This is a genomic window from Faecalibacterium sp. 7, from assembly GCF_049562865.1.
In the GTDB taxonomy this organism is placed as follows: domain Bacteria; phylum Bacillota; class Clostridia; order Oscillospirales; family Ruminococcaceae; genus Faecalibacterium; species Faecalibacterium wellingii.
In genome coordinates this window covers 1,714,377-1,737,507 of sequence record NZ_CP186911.1, presented here as the reverse complement: position 1 = coordinate 1,737,507, position 23,131 = coordinate 1,714,377, and the positions used below count along the sequence as shown (strand labels likewise).

Annotated in this window: 26 protein-coding genes and 2 pseudogenes; 2 read left to right on the top strand and 26 right to left on the bottom strand. The window is 50.1% G+C overall.

Annotation, left to right across the window (positions count from 1 at the left end; translation table 11 throughout):
- Positions 1 to 10 precede the first annotated feature (10 nt).
- From ACKXF7_RS08490 to ACKXF7_RS08425, 14 genes and pseudogenes are all read right to left on the bottom strand, one after another.
- Positions 11 to 397, bottom strand: a complete 387-nt coding sequence (locus tag ACKXF7_RS08490) for a cysteine-rich VLP domain-containing protein (protein ID WP_423741062.1) — start codon at positions 395 to 397, stop codon at positions 11 to 13.
- The gene (locus tag ACKXF7_RS08485) at positions 387 to 2,012 is read right to left on the bottom strand and encodes a relaxase/mobilization nuclease domain-containing protein (RefSeq protein WP_423741061.1); all 1,626 of its coding nucleotides are present in this window, start codon (positions 2,010 to 2,012) and stop codon (positions 387 to 389) included. Before ACKXF7_RS08485 ends, ACKXF7_RS08490 begins: the two co-directional genes overlap by 11 nt.
- Positions 1,984 to 2,382, bottom strand: coding sequence for a plasmid mobilization protein (locus ACKXF7_RS08480; RefSeq protein WP_002602094.1), 399 nt, complete (start codon positions 2,380 to 2,382; stop codon positions 1,984 to 1,986). The genes ACKXF7_RS08485 and ACKXF7_RS08480 overlap by 29 nt, the downstream gene beginning before the upstream one ends.
- A 498-nt stretch (positions 2,383 to 2,880) precedes the next feature.
- The gene (locus tag ACKXF7_RS08475; protein WP_002586615.1) at positions 2,881 to 3,093 is read right to left on the bottom strand and encodes a helix-turn-helix domain-containing protein; all 213 of its coding nucleotides are present in this window, start codon (positions 3,091 to 3,093) and stop codon (positions 2,881 to 2,883) included.
- Positions 3,086 to 3,508: a sigma-70 family RNA polymerase sigma factor gene (locus ACKXF7_RS08470; protein WP_002586616.1), complete on the bottom strand. Its 423-nt coding sequence runs from the start codon at positions 3,506 to 3,508 to the stop codon at positions 3,086 to 3,088. Before ACKXF7_RS08470 ends, ACKXF7_RS08475 begins: the two co-directional genes overlap by 8 nt.
- 170 nt (positions 3,509 to 3,678) lie before the next feature.
- Complete coding sequence (locus ACKXF7_RS08465) at positions 3,679 to 4,446, bottom strand: class I SAM-dependent methyltransferase (protein WP_002586626.1); 768 nt, start codon at positions 4,444 to 4,446, stop codon at positions 3,679 to 3,681.
- A 50-nt stretch (positions 4,447 to 4,496) separates the two neighbouring features.
- Entirely contained in the window at positions 4,497 to 6,416 is a 1,920-nt protein-coding gene (gene tet(W) / locus ACKXF7_RS08460; RefSeq protein ID WP_418265575.1) for a tetracycline resistance ribosomal protection protein Tet(W), read from the bottom strand.
- A 668-nt stretch (positions 6,417 to 7,084) separates the two neighbouring features.
- Positions 7,085 to 7,213, bottom strand: a pseudogene (locus ACKXF7_RS08455) (Maff2 family mobile element protein); the annotation flags it as partial.
- Between the two features lie 89 nt (positions 7,214 to 7,302).
- Positions 7,303 to 8,181, bottom strand: a pseudogene (locus tag ACKXF7_RS08450) (VirD4-like conjugal transfer protein, CD1115 family); the annotation flags it as partial.
- A 95-nt stretch (positions 8,182 to 8,276) separates the two neighbouring features.
- Complete coding sequence (locus tag ACKXF7_RS08445; protein WP_118014053.1) at positions 8,277 to 8,642, bottom strand: hypothetical protein; 366 nt, start codon at positions 8,640 to 8,642, stop codon at positions 8,277 to 8,279.
- 78 nt (positions 8,643 to 8,720) lie between these two features.
- Positions 8,721 to 8,915 (bottom strand): transposon-encoded TnpW family protein, encoded by a 195-nt coding sequence (locus ACKXF7_RS08440; protein ID WP_423741060.1) that lies wholly within the window; start codon positions 8,913 to 8,915, stop codon positions 8,721 to 8,723.
- 43 nt (positions 8,916 to 8,958) lie between these two features.
- Entirely contained in the window at positions 8,959 to 9,822 is an 864-nt protein-coding gene (locus ACKXF7_RS08435) for an ATP-binding protein (RefSeq protein ID WP_423741059.1), read from the bottom strand.
- Positions 9,819 to 10,553 (bottom strand): phage replisome organizer N-terminal domain-containing protein, encoded by a 735-nt coding sequence (locus ACKXF7_RS08430; protein ID WP_423741058.1) that lies wholly within the window; start codon positions 10,551 to 10,553, stop codon positions 9,819 to 9,821. The genes ACKXF7_RS08435 and ACKXF7_RS08430 overlap by 4 nt, the downstream gene beginning before the upstream one ends.
- 124 nt (positions 10,554 to 10,677) lie before the next feature.
- Entirely contained in the window at positions 10,678 to 11,076 is a 399-nt protein-coding gene (locus ACKXF7_RS08425; RefSeq protein WP_423741057.1) for a cysteine-rich VLP domain-containing protein, read from the bottom strand.
- Positions 11,077 to 11,202: 126 nt separating this feature from the next.
- On the opposite strand from ACKXF7_RS08425, the gene ACKXF7_RS08420 reads away from it, so the two are divergent.
- The gene (locus ACKXF7_RS08420) at positions 11,203 to 11,481 is read left to right on the top strand and encodes a type II toxin-antitoxin system RelB/DinJ family antitoxin (RefSeq protein ID WP_005924829.1); all 279 of its coding nucleotides are present in this window, start codon (positions 11,203 to 11,205) and stop codon (positions 11,479 to 11,481) included.
- Positions 11,478 to 11,768, top strand: a complete 291-nt coding sequence (locus ACKXF7_RS08415; RefSeq protein ID WP_002596328.1) for a type II toxin-antitoxin system YafQ family toxin — start codon at positions 11,478 to 11,480, stop codon at positions 11,766 to 11,768. The genes ACKXF7_RS08420 and ACKXF7_RS08415 overlap by 4 nt, the downstream gene beginning before the upstream one ends.
- Positions 11,769 to 11,845: 77 nt before the next feature.
- On the opposite strand, the gene mobQ is transcribed toward ACKXF7_RS08415, so the two are convergent.
- The 12 genes from mobQ to ACKXF7_RS08355 all read right to left on the bottom strand — a co-directional run bounded on the left by mobQ (position 11,846) and on the right by ACKXF7_RS08355 (position 23,048).
- The gene (gene mobQ / locus ACKXF7_RS08410) at positions 11,846 to 13,291 is read right to left on the bottom strand and encodes a MobQ family relaxase (protein ID WP_423741056.1); all 1,446 of its coding nucleotides are present in this window, start codon (positions 13,289 to 13,291) and stop codon (positions 11,846 to 11,848) included.
- Positions 13,292 to 13,477: 186 nt separating this feature from the next.
- Positions 13,478 to 13,768: a DUF3847 domain-containing protein gene (locus ACKXF7_RS08405; protein ID WP_423741055.1), complete on the bottom strand. Its 291-nt coding sequence runs from the start codon at positions 13,766 to 13,768 to the stop codon at positions 13,478 to 13,480.
- Between the two features lie 28 nt (positions 13,769 to 13,796).
- The gene (locus ACKXF7_RS08400; RefSeq protein ID WP_423741054.1) at positions 13,797 to 14,258 is read right to left on the bottom strand and encodes an RNA polymerase sigma factor; all 462 of its coding nucleotides are present in this window, start codon (positions 14,256 to 14,258) and stop codon (positions 13,797 to 13,799) included.
- A gap of 10 nt (positions 14,259 to 14,268) precedes the next feature.
- Complete coding sequence (locus ACKXF7_RS08395) at positions 14,269 to 14,721, bottom strand: RNA polymerase subunit sigma-24 (RefSeq protein ID WP_349072943.1); 453 nt, start codon at positions 14,719 to 14,721, stop codon at positions 14,269 to 14,271.
- A gap of 103 nt (positions 14,722 to 14,824) precedes the next feature.
- Positions 14,825 to 15,238, bottom strand: a complete 414-nt coding sequence (locus ACKXF7_RS08390; protein WP_007860240.1) for an RNA polymerase sigma factor — start codon at positions 15,236 to 15,238, stop codon at positions 14,825 to 14,827.
- Positions 15,239 to 15,715: 477 nt separating this feature from the next.
- Positions 15,716 to 16,099 (bottom strand): metal-dependent transcriptional regulator, encoded by a 384-nt coding sequence (locus ACKXF7_RS08385; protein ID WP_024724761.1) that lies wholly within the window; start codon positions 16,097 to 16,099, stop codon positions 15,716 to 15,718.
- Positions 16,099 to 17,838: an ABC transporter ATP-binding protein gene (locus tag ACKXF7_RS08380; RefSeq protein ID WP_423741053.1), complete on the bottom strand. Its 1,740-nt coding sequence runs from the start codon at positions 17,836 to 17,838 to the stop codon at positions 16,099 to 16,101. Before ACKXF7_RS08380 ends, ACKXF7_RS08385 begins: the two co-directional genes overlap by 1 nt.
- Positions 17,835 to 19,574 (bottom strand): ABC transporter ATP-binding protein, encoded by a 1,740-nt coding sequence (locus tag ACKXF7_RS08375; protein ID WP_423741052.1) that lies wholly within the window; start codon positions 19,572 to 19,574, stop codon positions 17,835 to 17,837. Before ACKXF7_RS08375 ends, ACKXF7_RS08380 begins: the two co-directional genes overlap by 4 nt.
- Positions 19,567 to 20,220, bottom strand: a complete 654-nt coding sequence (locus ACKXF7_RS08370; RefSeq protein ID WP_215686387.1) for a hypothetical protein — start codon at positions 20,218 to 20,220, stop codon at positions 19,567 to 19,569. The genes ACKXF7_RS08375 and ACKXF7_RS08370 overlap by 8 nt, the downstream gene beginning before the upstream one ends.
- The gene (locus tag ACKXF7_RS08365) at positions 20,210 to 21,703 is read right to left on the bottom strand and encodes an ABC transporter ATP-binding protein (protein WP_423741051.1); all 1,494 of its coding nucleotides are present in this window, start codon (positions 21,701 to 21,703) and stop codon (positions 20,210 to 20,212) included. The genes ACKXF7_RS08370 and ACKXF7_RS08365 overlap by 11 nt, the downstream gene beginning before the upstream one ends.
- Complete coding sequence (locus tag ACKXF7_RS08360) at positions 21,703 to 22,443, bottom strand: energy-coupling factor transporter transmembrane component T (RefSeq protein WP_050004278.1); 741 nt, start codon at positions 22,441 to 22,443, stop codon at positions 21,703 to 21,705. The genes ACKXF7_RS08365 and ACKXF7_RS08360 overlap by 1 nt, the downstream gene beginning before the upstream one ends.
- Positions 22,443 to 23,048, bottom strand: coding sequence for an MptD family putative ECF transporter S component (locus ACKXF7_RS08355; protein ID WP_015533385.1), 606 nt, complete (start codon positions 23,046 to 23,048; stop codon positions 22,443 to 22,445). The genes ACKXF7_RS08360 and ACKXF7_RS08355 overlap by 1 nt, the downstream gene beginning before the upstream one ends.
- Positions 23,049 to 23,131 lie beyond the last annotated feature (83 nt).

The window sequence follows — 23,131 nt, the reverse complement described above, 5'->3', positions numbered from 1 at the left end:
AAGCCTTGATTTATGCGGGTTTGAAAGGCTCTAAAGCGTGACATCTCTGCCTTTGTTTCCGCTTCCTCTGGGCGGCTTTGATTTTCCTCATGCGTCCGGCGCAGTCGGGGCAGTATTTCCCCCGGTTGGATTTGGGGACAAATGCCGCCCCGCAGACGGCACACCGTTTCCGGCTCCCCCGGTACAAAAGGGCTGCGGCCAGCTCCCCGTCAAGGGGCAGGACAGCCACACGGAACCAGCGGCACATGAGGGAAAGGGAAATGCTCTGGACGCACACGCAAGGCTCCCCGTCGTCTAACAGCAGGCAGTTCCCCTCGTCGTAGTTACAGCACTCATGTACCAGCCGCCGCGCCCGCCGGTGCTGGCGGTAGTCCATGCGGGGCAGGTTATCGCTCATGGCTCTGCTCCTTTCTGCGGTGGGGTTCCTCCCGGCGCAAGATCTGGTCGATGTTCCGCTTGACGGTCTGCAATTCCTTGAACCGCTGTTTCTGTTCGTGATAGGTGTTATACAGGCCGTCTTTCTCGGAGATAAGCTGCTCGATCTCGGCCTGCAACGCTTTCCGGGCGGGCAGCTTGGTAATGCCATGCGCCTTGAAATACCGGGCGGCGGCTTCGGCTATGATAAAGTCGCTTTCATGCGCCTGCCGGTAGGCGGCGCGGGCTTTCTCGGATTTCTGCGCTTTCAGTCCGTCGCGGGCGGGCTTGGTCTTGGCGTAGGCAAGTACCTGTTGCTGCAACTCCTTTTTCCCTTGTAGCTTCGTTTCCAGTGCTTTCAGTTCGCCGCTGGTCTGGCGCATTTCCTGATAGGCGGTATCAACGGCGGCTTCTAACTGCTCCGGGGAAGTAAAGCCGTATTCCTGATACACATTCAGCGTCGCGGCCATTTGTTTGAGGTTGTGCATGGTCGCCCAGCGTTCATAGCCCCGGCCTTTGCCCTCGGCCATTTTCTGCTCAATGTCCACAAGCCGCTGCACACCGTCCTCTTTCGGGGCGGTTTGTGGGGCTTTTGTGGGCTGTATGCCGGTTTTCCCATGCCGGGGGTATTCGGGTATGGCTGCGGCCTTTTCTGTGGCTCTGGCGGCGTTCTGCTCCAAAACGGAGAGGACAGCAGCCCGGTCAAAATCGTCCCCCAGCTTCCGGGCGGTAATTGGCTTCGTCCTGTCCGGCGTGAGGTAACTTAGCCGCCCCCGGCTCTCCTTGACGGTCACACCATGCCGGAGAAGCAGGGCGGCAAACTCATCAAAGCCGGAAGCAGCGGCAAGGGCTTCCCGGATAGTCCGGCGCAGCTTCGCCTTATCCGTTTCAAACTTGGTCTGCCGGGGCGCGATACCGTCCGCAGCAATAGGGGCGTTGGCTCTGTCAAGGGCAGCCTGTCCTTTCTTCTGCGCCCAATACTCACGCTCGGTAATGCGTTCTTTGCTGCCGTTCAAAAGGTCTATCTGGTAAAGCCCCTCGCTGTGGCACATCTCCATGACTTCGGCTTTCAGATAGTTCATAGCTGCGTCCGTACAGCGGTGCTTGCAGCCTGCTTTCCTGTCCGCTGGCCTGTCCATGTGGGGCAGCATGGGAACCTCCGCAATCCGCAGACTGTTAATGACGATATGCACATGGATATTTTCGGTGTGGCTGTGTCCGTCCGGGTGGGTGCAGACAAGGGCCTGGTGTCCGGGGAAATGCTCGGCGCAGAACTTCTCGCCCAGCTCCTGCGCCCGATCAACGGTCAAGCCGTTGTCCGGGCCGTCCCGTGGGTCAAAGCTGATGATGTAGTGGTGGCTCTTTACGTCCTCCCGTTTCTGGTTCTTGCCGTAGCGGAGATTGGAGCGCATACAGGCAACGGCAAAATCCTCCCCGCCACAATTCAGAGAGGATATGCGGTAGTCTACCCTCGGTATGAGCCGCCCGTCTGCGTCAAGGGTGGGCTTCATGGTAAACTCGTCATGCTCGAATGTGAGGTATTTTTCAGCGTCCCCGTAGTTGGCATTTTTAGAGCTGATATGTTTGAGTATCGCCAACGGCTTCACCTACTTTCTGCAAGACTTCAAACTTCAAGGCGGCAAGGTCGGCGGCGGCTCCCCGCACTTCCTTTTCCAGCCCCCGGTAGGGGCTTCCGTATTCGTTCAGGCTCCGGGCAATCTGGTTTAAGTTGCCGCCGATTTTCCCGTACTCTGCCGTGAGCTTGGAGAGGGCGGCAAGCAGCCCGTCATTGACCGGGGAAACGGTGACAATGGGGCGTATGGTCGCTTTCCGTATGGCTTGCCGGATAAACTCGGACTGGCTGATTTCATAAGCCGCCAGCCGCCCGGTGAAGTCGGCGTATTCTTCATCGGTCATGCGGGTCTTTACCACATGACGGCGGTGGGGCGTATTGTATTTCTTTCGCATGGTCTGTGACCTCCTTTCTCGCCCGACAGGGCGCATAGCAGGGTTTGGGGAAGGCACTCCCCAACAAGATTCCCGCAGGGGCAAAAATAAGCGGAGAGCGAATTTTGGCACCTCGGTAGAATCTTGCTCTCCGTGACTGCAAACTTTCTCTCACTTCCGTCCGCCACTTTTTTGGAAAACTGCAACCACAAAAGTTTGTTTCTCTTTTTCTGCTACTACTAATCCTGTAAAGGGCATTCCTGCCCGCTTTCGCTAAAATGACACCGGACGCAGTGGTTTCTACCCGGTGTTGGAGAAATCCTTTCTCTTTGCCCTCTACTACGGGTAAATGCTCCAAATGCCAAACACCAGGGCAGAAAAATTCCCTCCTCGCTTACTACTACAACCGGCAGGGGGCAAAATGGCCGGGAGCGGAGCCGGACAACAAAAAAAGCAGTAAATCTTTTTCAAGACTTACTGCTTTCGCTGGCCGCGTCGGTGGCGGCTGGTATTCAGTTTTTATGACTTGTCCGGTGGTTCGTCAAGCCGGAACTTGAATTGACAGTCAATTAACCGCTGCTTTACATAGTCCTCCACCTCGGCGTTGACCTGCCCGTTCACTTTTGAGAAATAGCGGATATATCCGGCGTAGTGGAGCAGGACAGCGTTCACGGCTTCTGGGTCGCCCTCACGGGCTTTGAGGATTGTTTCATAGGGGAGAAGTCTACTCATACCGGCTCACCCCCATTTCTTCGCGTAGCCGCTGCAAGGCAAGCTGGATATGCCGCCCCGCTGTGCTGCGTGACCGGCCAATACACGCGCCGATCACGCGCTGCGGCTGGCGCAGAAAGTAATAGCGCAGGATTTCTTCCCGCGTCTGCTCCGGCAAAACAGAGATCGCGTCGGCAAGGGCGGCGTTGCAGAGCAGGACGGTCTGACCGCAGACGGTAAATGGGTATTCCTCGTCCGGCTCCGACGCGGCAAACTGGACAAACTTCTCGTTCATCAGATAGTCAAGGGAAACTTGCCGTTCCCATTGCCGTTTAAGCTTCAAAATCTTGTCCAAGGCGGCACAGCGGATAACAGTCTTGCAAAAGGCGTTGTACCTGCGCTGGATATATTCTTGATAGGCTATCTGGTCGGTCATGGAAATTCCCCCTCTCTGAATAATAGTGCGGGGCGGCAGTACTCCTTGCTGTCGCCCCTTGATTGCCTACCAGCAAAGACGGGCGGGGCTGTCAACGACGGCGCGAAGCGGCGTTCATTTTATCGTTGACTGGCTCGGCTGGGTTTGCTATTTACCCGACAAACTTGAATTTATTTTAAGCTATCACGTTTTACCTTCTTAAGCCTTACTATCATTACCATAGGAATTTCTTTGTTGGTTTTGAAACATTCTTCATAAAATCCATCAATGACAAATCCAGCTCTAAAACAAAGGTTAAAAATATCTTGTATGGAACGATGATAATAAATCTGCTCTTTCGGTTGCCCTTCAATCGCTATATCATAGTAACTGTGCGGTGTCATATATTTTTCAGTCAACGTGACAAAACAAGGGTGTTGCGTTGCAAAGACAAAAATTCCGCTTTCCTGCAACAGTTCATAAACAGCCATAAGAAGTGGTTCAATGTCCGTAATATCCATAATTGCCATATTAGAAACTGCTTTCGTAAAGGCTCGATTTCTTTTTAATTCTAATATACTTTTTCTATCGGTCGCATCCGCCACACAAAATTCAATTTGTTTTGCATATTGTGATTGCCGTCTTTTAGCCAATTCTATCATTTTTTTGCTGTAATCAAAAGCGACAACCGAAGCACCTCTTTGTGCAAGATACGAAGAATAATTTCCATTGCCACACGCAATATCCAAAATGTAATCCGCAGGATTAGGAGATAGAAGTTCCGTTACTTTGGGGCGCACTACCTCTCTGTGAAATTCATTAGATTCGTCACCCATTGCATTATCCCAAAATTGTGCGTTCTCCTCCCAGATTTTTTTACTTTCCTCTGTTCCCATGTTCTCTCCCACTCCCCAAATTTGCTTTTTTGCTTCCATTAAATCTTCCTTACTATATTCCATTGTTACCCTCCATAACTTCTGATTGTTGCCGTCTTGACGATTATGTATCTTTACATTACCTTCTGAAACATATGGCGCACCTTGTCCAGGCGGCTGTTTGGACGGCGGGGCTGGATGACCGGCTGACCGACAGCGGCCTGATATCCTTTCAGCTCTGTAAGGCATACGCTCCGCCCGTTGGTGTAAAAGGCCAGATCAGTACGGTATGCCTGTATACAGCGGGCGGGAATCTCGCCAGTAAAGACAACTTCATCCTTTTTTACCTGGGCCGTTTCGATGGTGGCACAGTATTTCGGTGCATCATGATAAGCCCTGGAAAGATATTCCCGGGGCGCATAGAGGGTGAAGGAGAGATAAGGTTCCAGCAGTTGCGTCCCTGATTCCTTCAATGCCTGTTCCAATACAATCGGGGCCAATGAGCGGAAGTCCGCCGGCGTGCTGACCGGACTGTAATAAAGCCCGTATTCAAAGCAAATCTTACAGTCCGTTACGTTCCAGCCGAACAAGCCCTGCTCCAGCCCGTAACGGATACCATCCCTGACAGCGTTTTGAAAACTCTGGTTCAAGTATCCCAGCGAAACCCGGCTCTCGTATTGTACACCGGAGCCAAGCGGGAGTGGTGTAACAGACAGTCCGATGGATGCCCAAAACGGGTTGGGCGGCACCTCGATATGGATGGTGTGGCTGGCTGCTTTGAGCGGCCGCTCCATATAAATGACGGTGGGTTCCTTTACCACTGTTTCAAGCTTGTATTTTTCCGACAGCAAAGCGGAAACAACCTCCAACTGCACCCGGCCCAAAAAAGAAAGAATGATCTCATGGGTGATGGAATCCACTTCGCAACGCAAAAGCGGGTCAGTATCCGCAAGTTGCGTAAGAGCGTCCAGCAGCCGTTCTCTTTGCGCTGCCGTTTTCGGCGCAATCGTCGTCCGCAGCATGGGGAGGGGGTCCTCGCGCCACCTTTTACGAGGGAGCCGGGTTTGGTCCCCTAATACATCGTTTAACCTCACGCTGTCGCTGGGAAGGATAACAATTTCACCCTGATAAGCGGTGTCTGTCCGAACAATTTCCCCTTTGGATGGAATACGCATCTCTGTGATTTTCAGCTTTTCTCTCCCGGCCAGGGCCACCGTATCCCGCAGGCGCAGCGTTCCGCTGTATAACCGTAGATAGACACGCCGCTGGCCGCAATCGGTGTACTCAACCTTGAAAACGCTGCCGCATAGGGCGGCGCCCCCCTGTTCCCCAATCGGTTGGAACAGCCCTGTCACCGCATCCATCAACGGTTGAATGCCAAGGCCATTTTTGGCGCTGCCATGATAGACTGGGAACAGGGAGGCGTCTTGAACCCGCTGCTGTTCCTCCCGCGCAAGTTTTTCCCGGCTGATTGGTTCTCCTGCGATATACTTTTCCAATAATTCATCGTTATTTTCGATGACCGCATCCCATGCTTCTATGTCGGTATTTTCCTCCAGGACTATTTCCGGGGACAGCGACACCGTCTGCTTGATGATAATATCGGCGGAGAGCTTATCCCGAACAGACTGAACCACGCTCTGCAAATCAACGCCAGCCTGGTCGATCTTGTTGATAAAGATAACGGTGGGAATGTTCATTTTCCGCAGGGCATGGAACAGAATACGGGTCTGGGCCTGCACGCCATCTTTAGCGGAGATCACCAAGATGGCCCCATCTAAAACAGCCAAAGAGCGGTACACCTCCGCCAAAAAATCCATGTGGCCGGGCGTATCCACAATGTTAACTTTACATCTGTGCCACTGGAAGGAAGTGACTGCCGCTTGAATGGTAATCCCACGCTGCCGCTCCAAAAACATGGTGTCCGTCCTCGTTGTCCCTTTTTCGACGCTCCCCGGTTCTGAAATGGCTCCGCTGGCATATAGCAGGCTCTCCGTCAAGGTCGTCTTTCCAGCGTCTACATGGGCAAGAATTCCAATATTGATTATTTTCATGTGATTGTCCTCCCTTTACAGCCCCAAAGGGCATAAAAATCCCCAGCAGTAAAATACTTTTACCACTGGGGATTATAAGTTGCGGACATACACATATACAGCATACACCTGTTTGTGATTGCTGTTTTTGGGGATATGTCAAAATTGATAAGGCAAAAGTATTCTTAAATTGGGTACAAAAAACTAAGCCCCTACAAAAGGAGCTATCATAATCCTTTGTTCCCACTATTTGATTATAGTTTTATTTAAGAATACCTTGCCGCATATTTTTTACTCCTTTTCTGGATTAAATCATTGTATCACATCAGTATTGTATCACATCAGTTTTAGGAAAGCAAGTACCTAAAAGAAATTTTTCTTCCCCTTATATGTAACAATCATACCGGCTTCCTAGCGTTCAGAATGTTTTCTGCTGTCTGCTGTGGTGTTTGGTTGGAATTGTCCAACCAAAAGCCGATCCGTGGTGTTGTCTGCATTTTACTAAATACAAATTCAATGTATACAGAAAGATATAAGGAGTGGGAGGGATTCCGCCGTAGTTGGCATTGTAGGAAAATCCAAAAGTTTAGATTTTCCCACAATGCTTATCTTTTGGTCTTTGGTTCGGAATAGTGTAGTGCTGGCGGTCTATCTCTTGTTTTCGGTTGCTTGCTTCCTTACCGTACATGAGCATTTGCCGCAGGGTTGTCCGACCCGTAACCTTCCAGAAGGTTGATGACGCCCCATACCGCCAGACCAGCGCCAAGAGCCATGACCAGAATTTTAAGAATGTCGATTGCCTGATTGAAAAATTCCATATACGTTCCTCCATTTTGTTTGTTTGATGGTTTTGGGTACAAAAAAAGCCGCCCACATCGGCGGCGCTTCGGGTCATCATGGCCCGAAGTTACACAAACTCGTCGCTGTCCAGATCATCGAAATTCAACAGGTCAGCTTCTTCGTCCGTGTCGGAGCCGTCCACTTCGTACACCGTGTATTCGTCCTCCGGCTTTAGTCTCAATGGCCGGTGGCGGAACAGGCTTTCCAAGCGGAAGGCGTTTTTCTTTTTATCAAATTCGGCTGTGTACTTGTAATTCGGGTGCTTTTTCAAGTCATACTTCGGGGACAGGAAAGGCGGGAGCCCCCTAAGCTGCAAGATACATTTATCTCCGGGCATGGTGGTGATCTCGCTGGTGGTCATCAGCTCCCGGCCAAGCCGCTGCGTATTCTGGCTGTAACTTTCAGACTGTCCACGGCTTCTGCCCTCGGTCTGCATGGAGATGGTGGCCTTGCCCAGCCAGTTTTCCGAAATATCCTTTAGGGTGGAAGCCTCCCGGCCTCCGAGGAACACGATACTGTCCATGTTTCCCATGATGGTTTCGGAATGGTCTTTGTACAATGCCTTGCACTGGCTCATTGCCTGATAAAAAAGTGTCAGGCTGATCTCACGGGAGCGGATGACGGCCACGATCTTTTCCAGCCCCGGCACCTGTCCGGTATTGGCTGCCTCGTCCCACAGCACCCGCACATGGTAGGGCAGACGCCCGCCATAGGTGTTGTCAGCCCGTTCACACAGAAGGTTGAACATCTGCGAAAAAGCGAGGGCAACCAAAAAATTGTAGGTGGTGTCCGTGTCGCTGATAAGAAAGAACAGCGCCGATTTTTCATCCCCCAGCTTATCCAGCTCCAGCTCGTCATAAGACATGATCTCCCGAAGTTGGGGAATATCAAAGGGAGCCAGCCTTGCACCGCAGGAAATCAAGATGCTTTTGGCTGTCTTGCCAGAGACGAAAAGTCAAGGACTTTTTCATCAAATTCACAAAAAAGCCACAAAAAAAGTGCCAGAAGCAGATTTTAGCTCCTGACACTTTTGCGGATGGGTTATTTGCTCCTGCTTAACAGTTCGTCGCAAAGGTACGCATATTCCGGCAGTTGGCCGATATATGGCTCCCAGCGCCGCTTAATCTCGGCCAGTTCCAGCGGATCGGCGTCCTCGAAGTCATGGTCGTTTCCGGTCATTCCAAAAACATCCAGTGCTATATCATTCAAGCACTCATAACAAAGGCCAGCAGCGGACTCTATCCAGTTGCCGGTATCAATATAGACTGGGTCGATAGATATTGCCAGCCACACATAGCCGACCTTGTCCGACCAAACCAAATCATAAGCAGTCATTTGTTGGATGTGTTTCTCGAACACTTTACGGACGCGCTCAATCTCATTTTTCTCTTTTTCTGTGTACAGCATTTTCATGTCCTCCTTAGATAAAAGTTTTGGTGCGTACCACTATCAGTTTAGCACAAGGCGGCTTAGTTTATCAGTCTGTCACATCTGCTGAATTTCATTTTTGAGCATACGCTTGATTTTATCGCTCATGGTTTCTGTGCTGGTATTGCTGAAATGAACATGAACTTTGTAGGTTGTCTTGCCGATTTTCTTTACCATCGCTGGCGTGTTTTTCGGCGCTCTGGACGCAGTAACGGCGTCTGCCGCCTGCATAGTACGGGGTTCTTTGTTCATGGCGCTCCTTTCTCCGAACGGGTCTGTGCCGCCCGGTAAAAAATCAGTCTTGCTTACTGTTTACAATGTCTTTTGCTGTTTGTCGGGTAGCACCGGCATTTTCTTCCCGGAAATTCTTCCCGTCAAAAAGAATCGGCGCACACCGTTCCAGAATACGGTCATAGATACGGGCGTGGGCCAGATCAGGCGGGTTTTTCAGCTCAGACAGTTTCAAGTTTGTTGTGATAATCATGGGCCTGCGGCTGCGGTAGCGGCTGTCGATGACGAAAAACATCTGCTCCATCGCATACTCGGTACTGCGCTCCACACCCAAATCGTCAATGATAAGCAGGTCGTACTCGTCAAAGCTGGCGATAAAGTCGGCCCTGTCCTCGGAAAACATTCCCGTCAGACGGTTCAGGATGGTGGGAAAGTTCGTCATCAGCACCGGCACATCCCGGTCAAGCAGGGCGTTGGCGATACAACCGGCGAAAAAGGACTTGCCAGTTCCCACATCCCCAAACAGAAGCAGGCCGGTGTTGTTCCTGTATGCCTCCTTCCAGTTCTCCACGTAGGCGCGGGCCTTGTCCATCAATGGGTTTTGGCCGTTGTCGTTGGCAAAGGTGTAGTCATAGAGATAGCGGTCTTGCAAGCCCTGTGCCTTTCGGCGTTTGATACGCTCCATGCGGCGCTGCCGTTCTTCAGCAGCCTTGCGCTGTTCCTCGGCCTCCTGCTGGCACTGGCAGATGCAGCGGGGCATGAAGTAGCCTGGTTTTCCAAAGCATGGCACAACGGTCTGCCTCTGGCCGCCGCACTTCTTACAGTGAATGAGGCCGTCTGCCGGGTCTATGTACTCGTCCCCGGCCAGTTCCACACCGGCGGCTGCCTTGTCGATCAGCGCCCGGATTTCTGCGGTAATCTCAATCATACGGTTTCATCTTCCTTTACGCTGTAATCCCGGTTGCGGGTGGGCGGGGCTGCTTTCTTCGCGTCCTCACCGGCCCAGCGCCGGATGGTGGCGGCATGGCTCTGATACCGCTTGCCGGTAGAAGCCATGTACTCGGACATTTTTTCGATGTACTGTTCCCATACAGCAGGAAAGCTGGCCTGCAAGTCTGCCAGTTCCTCGTCCGACAGGAAAACATTCTGGTAACGGCCATAGGCGCGGGCGGAGCGTCCCTTCTCTATCTCTCTCTTTATCTCTATCTCTTTCTCTAACTCTATCTCTATCTCTGGTGGACGAATGTCGGACAAATGTCCGCCGTTTGTCCGGGGCGCGGAAAGAGCCTTGTTTTGGAGCCTCGCCGCACGCTTTCGCTCGGCCTCGGTGGAGGACTGGCCGATCAGCAGTTCAATATTGCTCATGTAGAAGGTGCCGCTGTCCAGCACTTCCACAAGACCCAGCTTCAAAAAGATCTGCAAGGCTCTCTCCACAGTGCCGATCTGCTGGCGGGTAATGGTGGCGATCATCTGCGCCGTGTAGGGGATGTCCTCGTCAAGCTGGAGCCGCCCGCCATGTTTCAGCGATTTCAGATACAGCTTGAGCAGAATGTTGGAATACAGCACACCATCCTGCATACTTTCCAGCAGCACGATGGAATCATCGTCAAAATAGTTTTCTTTGAGTTTCAGGTAATAATATTTTCGGTTGTCTGACATAGGGTTCCTCCTTGGGGGTTCTCTGGGGGTTCTCTGGGGATTCTATACGCATTTTAAGGCCGTTTTAGGGGTCAGAGGATAAATCTATCAGCCTGCCTTTGACACCCTCGAAAAAATCCTTGATTTACAAGGGTTTTTCAGCCCCTAAAGCGTGACATTTCTCCCGTTGTTTCCGCTTGCGCTTTGCGGCGTTGATCCGCTTCATGCGTGCGGCACATTCCGGGCAGTATTTGGCTCGGTTGGAACCGGGGGTAAACAGCGCCCCGCATACGGAGCATTTCTTAGCATTCAGCCGGTGGAACAGCGCCGTTTCCAGTTCCTTATCCTGCGGCAATACCGCCGCCCGAAACCACCTGCACAACAGGGAGTAGGAAATAGACTGGACACAGACACATTCCTCCCCATCGTCCAGGGCGATACAGTTACCGCCGTCATAGTTGCAGCACTCATGCACCAGCCTCCGCACTCTGCGGTACTGGCGGTAATCCATGACGGGGATAGGTTCAGACTTATTGTTCTTCATAAATGATTTCTTTCATAAAGCCGGTAACCTCCTTGAATGAATTTATTATTAAATATTCGTGCAAAGTATTGTTTTCTTCGTGCGAATGGCATATACTATAATTGCCAGCAGAAAGGGGTTGATCGTATGGCTGGAAATACCACAAACATCAGTATCCGCATGGACGCAGATTTGAAAGCGCAGGCGGACGCACTGTTTACTGAACTTGGCATGAACCTGACTACGGCGTTTAACATCTTTGTGCGCCAGTCGCTTCGTGAAGGCGGCATTCCCTTTGAAGTAAGGCTGGAACAGCCGAACAAAGAAACGGTTGCTGCCATGCTGGAAGCGGAAAGGATTGCAAAAGACCCGTCTGTAAAGGGCTACAATGACCTTGACGAGTTGTTTGCTGACCTGAAAAGATGAAAGAAACCAAATATACCGTCAAGTACACGACCAGTTTCAAAAAAGACTACAAACGAGCCATCAAGCGTGGCTTGAAGATAGAGCTGCTGGAGCAGGTCGTAGCATTGCTGGCAATGGGCGAACCGCTGCCGGATAAGAACCGTGACCATGACCTGTCCGGCGATTGGGCAGGCCATCGGGAATGTCATATTCTCCCGGACTGGCTGCTTGTCTACCGCATAGAAGATGATGTTCTGGTGCTGACGCTGGCCCGCACCGGCACACACAGCGACTTGTTCGGCAAATAAACAGTCTGCCGCCGTATGGGGAAACCTGTACGGCGGTTTTTCTGTGTGCAAAAGTATGTCGTGAAACGCGGTAGCCCTTACCGCTCCGGCTCCCGGTCGTGAGAATTGTCCCGTTCCTGTCTGGACAGCTGCTCGGCGGTTTTGCGGAGCCGTTCCACTGCTTTCAAATCCTCCCGCATGGATTTCATGGCAAGCGTGTCCGTCTGCTTTCCAGCGGCCAGCTGGTCGATCTCCCGCTGCCATGCCTTCGGGGTTATCCCCTCGCCTCTGTCTTTCAGTTCTTTCAGATACCGGGCCGCTGCGTCATACAGAATCAGTTCCCGGCTGTGGCGCTGTTCAAACTGTTCCCGTTTTTCCGGCTTTACTTTGGCAAGCTGCTTGTGGATGGACTTGTACTGGTTGTACTGTTCCCACATCTCCCCGCGTTCGGTAAGAATGGCGATCCGGCGCTCAGCCTTGACGATTTTTCCCCGCAGGTCATAGTAACATCTGTTCATATCAGCGATTTTTTCATGAAGCTGCTGCATAGACTGGATGCCGTTTGCCTGCAAAAAGCTGAATAGTGCAGCGCTTTCCTGCAAAGCCCGGATTTTGCCGGTGCGGGTGCGGGGAGCGTCCAACTGCTGCTGGGCCTCCCACAAAGCTGTCAAGTTGCTTTGCTGTGTTTGTGGTTTTTCCGTTTCGGCTTTCGACCAGCGATAAAGACGGGTAATGCGGGCTTTGATTTCTTTCAGCAGCTTGTTGTCGGCGGCGATCTGCCGGTTTACTTCGCCCTTGTCGGTGCGGATGCCGCGCTTTTCCATTTGGCTGGCGGCTGGCCCCAGATGGACAGAGGGGATTTTATCAATGCCCCGGCGCTTGTAGCTGCGGTGGTCTACCAGGGCGGGATGACCGGCGGCCTCCAATGCCCGGTTGGTGCAGGCCGCCCATGCCGCCCGCCAAATCTCCACATTCCCTTTGTCGTTCCAGTCGGTGGTGTCCTCCCGGTGGTTCTTCCAGCCGCCTTTCCCGTCCGGGATGCGTTGGCCGTTCTCGTCCAGATCGTATGCCTTGCGGCACTTTGCACCCCACTGTCCATTTTCTTTCAGAGGCCGGAGCGTCAGCATGATATGGACATGAGGGTTGCCGGTTCCCTTGTCATGGATAGCAAAGTCGGCGCACATTCCTTTGTCTACAAAGTTGTCCTTCACATAGGCACGCACAAGGGCAAGCTGCTGTTCACCGGACAGTTCACGGGGCAGGGCTGCTTCAATCTCGCGGGCAAGCTGGCTGTCCCTTGCTTTCTCGATTTGCTCCACGCTGTTCCAGAGGATAGATCGGTCTGCAAATTCCGGCGGCGCGTGGGCAGGCAGCATGATCTCCGCATGGACAATGCCGCCTTTCCGGGTGTAGTCGTGGGTCATTCCATCCCATTCATTTGTCATCTTGGTTCCGCTGCGGTAAGCAGCTGCGGCAACAGCAGAACGGCCCGCGCTGCGCTTGATGATACTGACGGGGATATGACAGAAATCTATGGGGAACACCTCCTTTCAGTGAGGGGATAACAGGCTCTGTGGAGCCGGACAAACGCAAAGCGGGTGTCTGGCTGCGCAGAGCGCACAAGGGGTTTGGGGAGCGTAGCTTCCCATCGCGGACGAAGTACGCAATGCCCCCGGCAGGGCGCACAGCACCGGCAACGGTGTATAAGTGCGCCCTTGTAAACAAGGGACTTATGGCGTGTCCCCGGATTTTGGCAGGTTTGCAGTCAATTCCACAGCCCCCGGAAGATGGGACAGGGCAATCAGAAATGCTTTGACCTCTGCGCCGGAAAGGTTGGGAGCCAGCGGAAAAATACCCTCCAAAATGGCTCCGCGCTCAATCAGGCGGCGGGTGCGAACCCTGCGTTCTTCGTTCCGCTGCTTGTTCTCCAAAATCTTCTTTCGGTTTTCAAACTGCCGAATCTCCTTCAGGACTTTCTCCCGTTCTTCTTTTTGTGGGTGGGCTGTAATTTTTTCGTTCATGTCAGGCACCTCTTTTCTTTGGAAATACTCATAGATTGACCGTCCATTTCTGTCGAGCAAAGTACCGGCGCAGCCTCCGCAGTGCGGCATGGATGGATTTTCCCGCCTGTGATGGCGTGATACCCTCCATTGCGGCAATATCTTTCACTTTCATACCCAGCATATAGCGGGCGTGGACACGGCGGGCCTGCATAGGCGGCAGGGAAGAAATGGCTTCGTACAATCGCCGTATCAATTCTTCGTATTCGTCTAATTCTTCTTTTTCTATCAGGTAGTCCTCCGGCGATGGCTGCGCCCAGCCGATGGCGGCATTTTCGATTCCATCGTTACAATCGAGGGAATAAAACGCCTTATACCGGAACATCTTGCGATCTCTGGCGGCCTCGGCTCTCTTGTCCAGAAGAAACGCTTCGACGATCTCATCGGACACCTCCACAAAAATGTCCTCTTTGCAAAATGGATAATATTGTTTGAGATTGATGGTCTGCATAGGCATGCCCTCACTCTGTTTGGAAAAGGCCATCATAGCAACGGCGCATATTCCGCAGACCCCGGCGGATGGCAACGCTAACCTTGCTGCTGTGGACGCCCTCTATCCGAGAGATTTCCGGCTGCTTGATACCAGCAATGTAGTAGGCGTGAACACGGCGGGCCTGTGTCGGAGTGGCATGAGCCAGAGCCACCGGCAGAGCTGCAATCAGGTATAGGCGGGTGGTCATTTCTTCTCGTTCCAGCAAAATATCTTCCGGCGATCTGCTGTGTTCCAGTGCGTAATTTTCCAGCCAGCTGTATGCGTCCAGAGAGTAGTAGGCGCGGTGGTAGACTTTCCGACGCTCATAGTTCTCCATCTTCCGCTGGGCCTGATACATCGCTGCCCATACCTCGTCCGTAACATCCACAAACTCGTCATGCCGGTAGTGGGGATACATCCACCGCAGATTGATTGTTTTCATAGGCTTACCTCCTGAAAATCGGAGAGGCGGGCAGCTCGTCCGCTGTCCGCCCCTCGCTGAGATAAGGGAAATGATCCCTTTCACTTGGTAGCCAGAAAACAGGTCATTCGTTAAGCCTGTTCTCAAAGAAATTTATAAATTTTTTTCTGACTGCCTCCACACTTTGATAAACAGCCACTTTGGAGCAGCCGCACAGCACACCGATCTCTGCAAGGCTCAGCCCGTCAAGCGCATAGAGCAGGAACCGGCGGCGCTGGGCCTCGGTACAGGTGTCCAGAACAGCCATCAGCTCATGCAGCGTTTCCATGCGGCAAAGGTATTCCTCCGGCGTTTCGCCGTAGACCCCTACACCCTCGGTGGTAATGATGTACTCGTCAAACTCCCGGCCATCCCAATGCCGCCGCTGTTCATGGAACAGGTTCTCCGTTTTGTGATCGGCCCGGTCAAGAAATTCATAGACTTCCAGCGTGACCTCCACGGCCACAGCTTGTCCGTTATAATTGATGGTAACTTCCATCTGCCTTTCCTCCATTCAGATTTTTTGGGTAAATCTGAATGAGGCGGCGGGGCGCGGCACTGGGGCCAGGGTTCGGGCCATGCTGGCCCGATGTTCCGGCTCCATAGGGACAAAAAAGCGCCCGGACAGCAAAAAGCTATTCGAGCGCAAAAACTCCAATATTCACTTACAGAATGACAATTTTCGCACCGGCTACCAGACGGGGCCTGTTCGTTGACTGGGCTTTTTTTGACGGTAGTGAAATATCGTCTGAATTTGTCGGCGGTCAATGTGCTTCATGGCGGTTCCCTCCTAAAGCCGCCGTGTCAGCGTGTAGTCGTCACTCCTTTGTTGAGGGCATAAGGAACGGCGGCCTTGATGTTACTCAAAACCGCCGCAGTACCCGGAAAATCCATTATGGGCGCACGAAGCTGCCTGCCCTGCAACGGTTTTTTTCTTTCCCCGTCTTGCGGGGCAGGATCGCTTGTCTTATTTGGTTTAGGTTTGTTCCTGTTCGGCTGCCTCTTTCAGCCGTGAAAAGCTCTCATCGCTGATGATGTGTTCAATCCGGCAGGCGTCAGCCTCCGCAGTCCTGGGGTCAACGCCTGCGGCGATAAGCTGCTCGGTAAAGAAGCAGTGACGCTCGTAGATTTTTTCGGCTACCTCGCGGCCCACATCGGTCAGATGGAGAAAGTGATCTTCGTCCATTGTAAGAAAGCCGCCGTCCCGCAAGATAGCCACTGCATGGCACACGCTGGGCTTTGACACCTCCATGTGCCGGGCCACATCTACGGAGCGTACCATACCGCGTTTCTTTTGGAGAACAAGGATGGTTTCCAGGTAGTCCTCCCCGGACGCATGAAGTTTGTTCTTGCTGCTCATTATGCCAGCTTCCAGTTTTTAATAGATTTCTCTTTTTCCCACATAGTTTGATAAAGCGGCACGGTCTGCAACAGTTCTTCATGTTTCCCACAGCCTTGCAATATGCCGTCAGATAGGACAAGTATCTGATCTGAATTTTGGATATAGGACAAAGTGTGTGATACAAGGAACACCGTCTTGCCCTTAATCATTTCTTCTATGCCCTTCTGTATTGCTACGGCATTTTCGGCATCCAGACTGGACAGCGCCTCATCTAAAAGAATGATCGGGGAATCTTTCAAAATTGCCCTCGCAATAGCGACGCGCTGACGCTCTCCACCGGAAAGGCTTGCGCCGCCCTCGCTGATAACCGTTTGATAGCCCTGTGGGAGCTTTTCTATAAATTCGTGACAGTGAGCCTTTTTTGCCGCCTCTACCACCTGCTCGTCCGTTGTGCTCTGGTTTCCCATCCGGATATTATTCATCATGGTATCCTGAAAAAGATATACTTCCTGAAAAACGACACTCACATGACGCACCAGATCACTATGCTTTAATGCTGCCGCATCTTTCCCATTCAACAGAATCCGCCCGTTTTTCGGCGTTATAAATCCCGGAATTAAATTAAGCAGAGTGGATTTGCCGCTTCCAGAAGGGCCAACCAATGCAGTGATCGTTCCAGGTTTAGCTGAAAAACTTACATGACTAACTGCTTCACGCTTTCCATCATAGCTAAACGATACATTTTCAAACCGTACATCGGCTTGTGTATCTGCAAACTGTGTAGTTCCCTGTTTTTCATTTTCAGTCGGCAGGTTGTTGATTTCTGCTATGTTATCCAACGATGCGTTTGCAAGATTCATCATGGCAAAGGAACCCATCAGAGCTTCCAGCGGACGGTAAAAAATAATGCCCATAATTGCAAAAAACAAATAGGTTGCCGGGGTTAATGAACCAGAACGAACCATTGCAATGCCAACACCCAAGCTCAAAAACAGGCCCAGATTCAGGCAGATCTTATAACCCATGCTCCAATTCGTCAGCGTCGCTTCATAACGGTCAGAAGCCGTGCAATATCTGTCCACCTGATTCTCCACGAGCTTACCGGATTGCTCCAGCCGGTATGCCTTGATCGTTTCCATGCCCTGTACATATTCCAGTGTGGAATCAATCATTACCACCTGTGCATTTTTCTTCTGCTCTCCCAGTTGAACCATGCTCTTTTGAAACTGCTGGTAGAGGATATAGCCGGGGATGATCCCCACAAACAGAAGAAGCGCCATACGCCAGTCCACACTAAGCAGCATCAGAGCAAATACAACCGTCATTATCATGCTAGAAACGAAACCGGCAATAATCTCCATGATATTCATTTCCACGAAACTTAAATCAGTTGTAAACAAAGATGTAAGCTGGCTGATCTTGTCTTTTGTAAAGTAGTAGAGCGGAAACTGTTTGATTTTCGCCGCAATCGAAAGACGTTCATCCCGCATCATGGCATAAGATACCGGGCGCTGCTTTACAATCGTAAAGTAATAAAAAATAAAATGCAGGACAGTATAAACCAGAAACATAAGGCTATACTGTATCAGTTTTTCCCTTGTAAACGAGCCGCCCAAAATATCTTTTATCGCAAGGAACAGCATGAAATATATCGCGCCCTCACAAATTGAGGTCAACGCCTGAAACAGCCACGCAAGATAAAGCTGCTTTTTGCGCTCGCCTGCAAGGTCTAAGAATTTCCGTATCATAGCAATCATGCGTTTACACCTCCCATTTTCCATTGATCGGATTGCTCAAAGGCCGCCCACATATCCCGATACGGGGAGCAACGGTTTATCAATTCATCATGTGTGCCGCAGTCAATCACTTTGCCTTGTTCCAGAACCACAATCGAATCAGCTTCCTTGATACTAGAAAGACGGTGCGCTATTACGAGTACGGTTTTTCCCTCTGATAATTTAGCCAGCGCCTTTTGCAGTAAATCTTCATTGTCGGCGTCAATGTAAGCCGTTGCCTCGTCAAGAATCACAACCGGCGCATTTTTCAGAATTGCCCTTGCCAATGTGATTCTCTGTTTTTCGCCACCGCTCAACTTGGTTTCCTTGTCTATCACTGTGTCATAGCCCTTTGGAAGCCGCATAATAAAGTCGTGACATACGGCATCCTTTGCTGCCTGCATCATTTCTTCCTCCGTGGCCTCTGGGTTTCCCATCATAATGTTTTCCCGGATACTCTTTTTGAATAGGAACGTATTCTGGGTCACAAAGGAGATCTGGGACATCAGATCGGATAGCGGAATCTGGTTCAGCGGTACGCCTCCCAGGCAAATCTGTCCCCCGGTTATATCCCAAAACCGGCAGATCAGGCTGGCCGCCGTACTTTTACCGCTGCCGGAAACACCGACGAGCGCAGTTACTTTTCCGTCAGGAACAGTAATTGAGACATCTTTTAATACCGGCTGTCCTTCCCCATAGGAAAATGTAACGTGTTCAAACACAATCGTGTGGTCGGAAAGTTCTGCCTTCGAGGTCGTATCCGCCATTTCATCCAGCTTCAGAATTTCGTCTATCTTTTTTGCAACAGAAGCGTTCATGCCGATATAATCAAAGTTATTAGAAACAGTTTCCAACGGAATCAGCATGGCAAGCCCCATAAACAGATACATAATATAGCTGGCCGCTGTCACGCTGCCGGAGAGGTACATCAAACCGGCAAGTGGAAACAAGAACACAAGGTTGCTGTTTAAGTCGGCATGATTGAAAGCAACATATTTCAAGCAGCTTTGGAACCACTCTGTTACAACGGTGCTGTAAGTGCGGATGCTTTCTGACAGGCGGCCATAAGTGGATTCGTCGGCGGCAAATATCTTCAGTTCTTTCATACCGTTGACATATTCCACCGTCTTAACGCTGACGTCGGCAAACGCCTGATTAAATTCGTCCATTTTTTTCATCTGAACGATAATCATAAGAATACCGACAAGAATAAACAGAACGACCGGAATCAGCATGATACCGGCTACCCTAATGTCCAATATCGCCAGCAGGATTTCCATACATAGCGGTACAGCGAGACCAGAAATAATCTCTGGAATGTTATGGGCGTAAAATGTCTCCAACTGTTCCATATTGTCCATAATGATCGTTTTGACCTGCCCGGATGCCGTTGTTTTCACATAGCCCATTGGTAAACGGGCAATTTTACGGAACAGCTTTTTACGGGTTTCCCCCAATGTCTGGTAGGCTACCTTGTGAGAGATTTTTGTGCCGGTTCCAAACAGCAGATGTTTCAAAATGATTGCTGCGGCAATCAGGCACACATATTGAAAAAGATTCTCTGTCCGTTCATTCAGAAAACAGGTCACAATGCCCCAAACGCCCAAATAGGGCAGGATGCCGCACAAAACAGACAGGACGCAGCAGATTACCGCGCCGATCAGGCGACGCTTATTTTTCTTATCAATTAGTCCAAACAGAGCTTTTACATCACTCATTACAATTCATCTCCTCCTTGCGGAATAGTGAAATTCCAAAATCTGTCCGATACTCCATTTTGCCAACCAGGTATAGCAATAGTTCCATGACTTTAATACGCATAAGGTAATTGCGGTACTGTTCCGGCAGCAAGAGCAGTTCGGTAAAAATATGCTCCACGCTTTTTGTCGCTGGTGCTATAAAACAGCCGCCCGCTGTAAAAAGCCCTTGAAAATCCATGTCCTCGTCAAACGCGATTGTCCCCAGCATGATATTCAGGCTGTTTATAATCTGCGGCAGATAAGCCACCACTGAAACACCAACAAAAGGGTTTTTCCCAAAATCACAGCTTTTCAGGTGGCTTGCACCATTGAAAACAGAAATATAATGGTCGCTCATAACCATCTCCGGCTGGTTGCTGAACAGCATATTCACTCGCCCATGAAAGCAATAGGTGACTTCAATAAAACGATCCTTACATTGGATGTTCTTTTGAATTGGAGTTGTGATATGAACATTGCTATAAACAATTTCAGCACCAGGCATCACTTCAAAGCTCTGCATGGTGCCTTTCCCAAATTTTGGAGAAATTGTATATATCTTTGAATCCTTTTCAACGGAACAGTTACCGATCAGCTCATGGAAGAACAGGAGGTCATTTTCCATTCTCCTCAAGGTTCTGCCTCCTTTCTGACCGCAAGAAAAAATCGCGTAGTCGATGCAGATTGTCGTAGGAAAGTGGGTAATCTTCCTGCTGTTTTCCGTTATCTAAATGAATCACTCTTGTACAGGCTACCGCTAAAAATTCGTAATCATGGGTTACAACAAAAATTACCTTTCCCATTTTAGAAAGCGTTTGAAATAACCCTGCAACCTGAATCATGCTGTCATAATCAAGTCCGCTAGTCGGTTCATCAAAAATTAAAACATCCTTACGGCATACCATACTTACTGCCACGGCCGCACGCTGCTTCTGGCCCCCGGAAAGTGTATTGGGATGATGCGTACGGTACTCATAAATACCCAGCCATTCCATTGCCTGTTTTGCTGCATCCAGATCAGGATGCTTAATTCCAAATACACATTCCTTTTCCAATGTATCGGCAAATAACTGATAGCTTACGTCCTGCATCACCATATAGGAATGTTTTAATCGGCTCTTTGCGTTCAGTTCTTTACCATCCCAAAGAATCTTTCCCGTACAGTTTGTGTGCAGACCGCATAGTGTTCTGGAAAATGTAGATTTTCCGGCTCCATTATGGCCGATAATTCCTATGATTTCTCCCGGTGCCGCACTCAAATTCAAATCGTCCAGAACCAGCTTTTTCTTATAGAACAAGGATAAGTTCCTGACTTCCAAAATCGGCTTTTGAGAATTTTCAGCAAAGACCCTTGGCTGTACCTTTGACAAATCTAAAGCGCGAAGTCCCATACTATGCCGCTGTTCTTCAGGAATAGAAAGAAACTGGCTTGGAGAAAACACAGCAGATATAGCCCCGTTTTCCATATACGCAATGCGGTCAACTAATTCCCTCAGATAATAAATCCTATGTTCTGCAATTAGAATGGTCTTGCCTTGTTTCTTTAGGAGTTCAAGTGTACGCCGCAAATCCTCAATAGCATCCATATCCAGATTGGACGATGGTTCATCTAACAAGTAAATACTCGGAGACATAGCATAGATGGACGCAAACGCCACCTTTTGTTTTTCACCGCCAGACAATTCAAATATGCTTCTCCCCGTCAGATGTGCTATATCTAAATCCGCAACTGTCTTTGAAATGCGTTCTTTCATTTTTTCCCTTGGATAAGTCAGATTTTCCATTCCAAAGGAGATTTCACTGTCTGTATCTACATTAAAAAATTGAGAGCGTGGATTTTGGAATACAGACCCCACATACTCGGACACTTCATATATGGGATAATCCTGTATATTTTTACCGTCAACATAGGTTGTTCCGGTGACTTCTCCCGGATAAAAGTATGGAATCAGGCCATTCACAAGACGGGTCAATGTGGTTTTCCCACAGCCGCTTCGCCCACACAACAGCACACACTCGCCTTTGTTGATTGTCAAATCAACATCGCGCAGTCCGCCATTTTGTAATGATTCCTGATAGGTAAAAGAAACCTTGTCAAAACGGATCATTAGCCTGCACCCCCTTTCAATTTCAGCCAGATTGACACTGACATAAACAAAGTGAACAGGATAAAGCATACGGCATCCGCAACACTAAAGTGGATTTCCTGCAAGCAGGTTCGGGGCTTCGGATTTTCCAGCCCCCTTGTAACAGCCGCCGCCGACAATTCATCCGCCACTTTCAGTGCTGACATCATCATCGGAACATAGATACATTCCACTGTTCGGGCCGGATGGGTCAGCAGACTTTTGACGGTTGGAGCTACATCGCGCATCCGCATGGCGTCGCTGATATAGCCCCAATCCTCATGCACCATAGGAAAATAGCGGAGCATGACCGTCAGAGGAATAACCATTGCTTTTGGCATATGAATACGGTTCATGGCCGCCATAAATTCATTTACCCTTGTCGTGCTGACTAAAATACCTCCGAGCATGGCACAAGGAAAGATTTTACGGATAAATACGGTAAATGTTACAATCGCAATCTGCAAAGTCCCTGTCAAATAATTTGTTCCAATGATATGCAGAACAACCATTCCCGCATAGACAGCAGCCATTCTTACCGTAAACCGCTTTGCTCCTACAAGGATGCCGAGAATCACAACGCATACAACCAGCGCAATCTCATAGAGTAAAGAGGGCGCAAGGAACAACGCAACATTTCCGACGATCAACAGATATAGTTTTGTGCGAGGGTCTAAATGTAATGTGGCAAGTGTGTCTTTTGTTTGCAGTTGCATCTCCATTACACTACTCCGGCCTTTTCAAAATGCTTTTTCAATAGTTTCTGGCCTACAAGACCGCTGATAGCAGCACAGATCAACACGCCGATAATCATTGCCGGGAGCATCCAGTTTTGCGCGGTTGAAACCATTGTGTCCATATAGGTCTGTTCTGTTCCCTTTTCTACCAAATATTGCACATAGGCGTCGCGGTCAAACCAAAGCATACCGTAGGAGAAAACTGGGCTGAGAACAAAAATCATGTAGGACAACAGGTTACGCCCTTTGTTTCTAAAGTTCCCGGAACCGGCCAGCAGATCGGCCACAACGCCGAGAATACAATATGCCAAACACATAGACCAGTACATACCGAGTACGAACAGTACACCTCCTACCAAAATACCGGTGACAATGATTGGGCCATGCTTCGGCACCTTCGCCAGTATCAGCATATAAACCGGGCCGCACAGCAGCGCAATAGACAGCGGGCAAAGGAAAGTCAGTACAGGGAAGAACCCAAAGATAGCCTCGCCAATCATGGCGCATACCATGTACAAAGCAGCAAGGATGCCGGTGGTAATCAAATCACGCACAGACAGCCCTTTTTTCATTTGTTGTGAATTAGACATTTTCAACGTCCTCCTATTTATTATTTGCTGGCAGAAGCCTCATTGACCTACGCACAAAATCGTGATAAAATTGCTGTGATTAG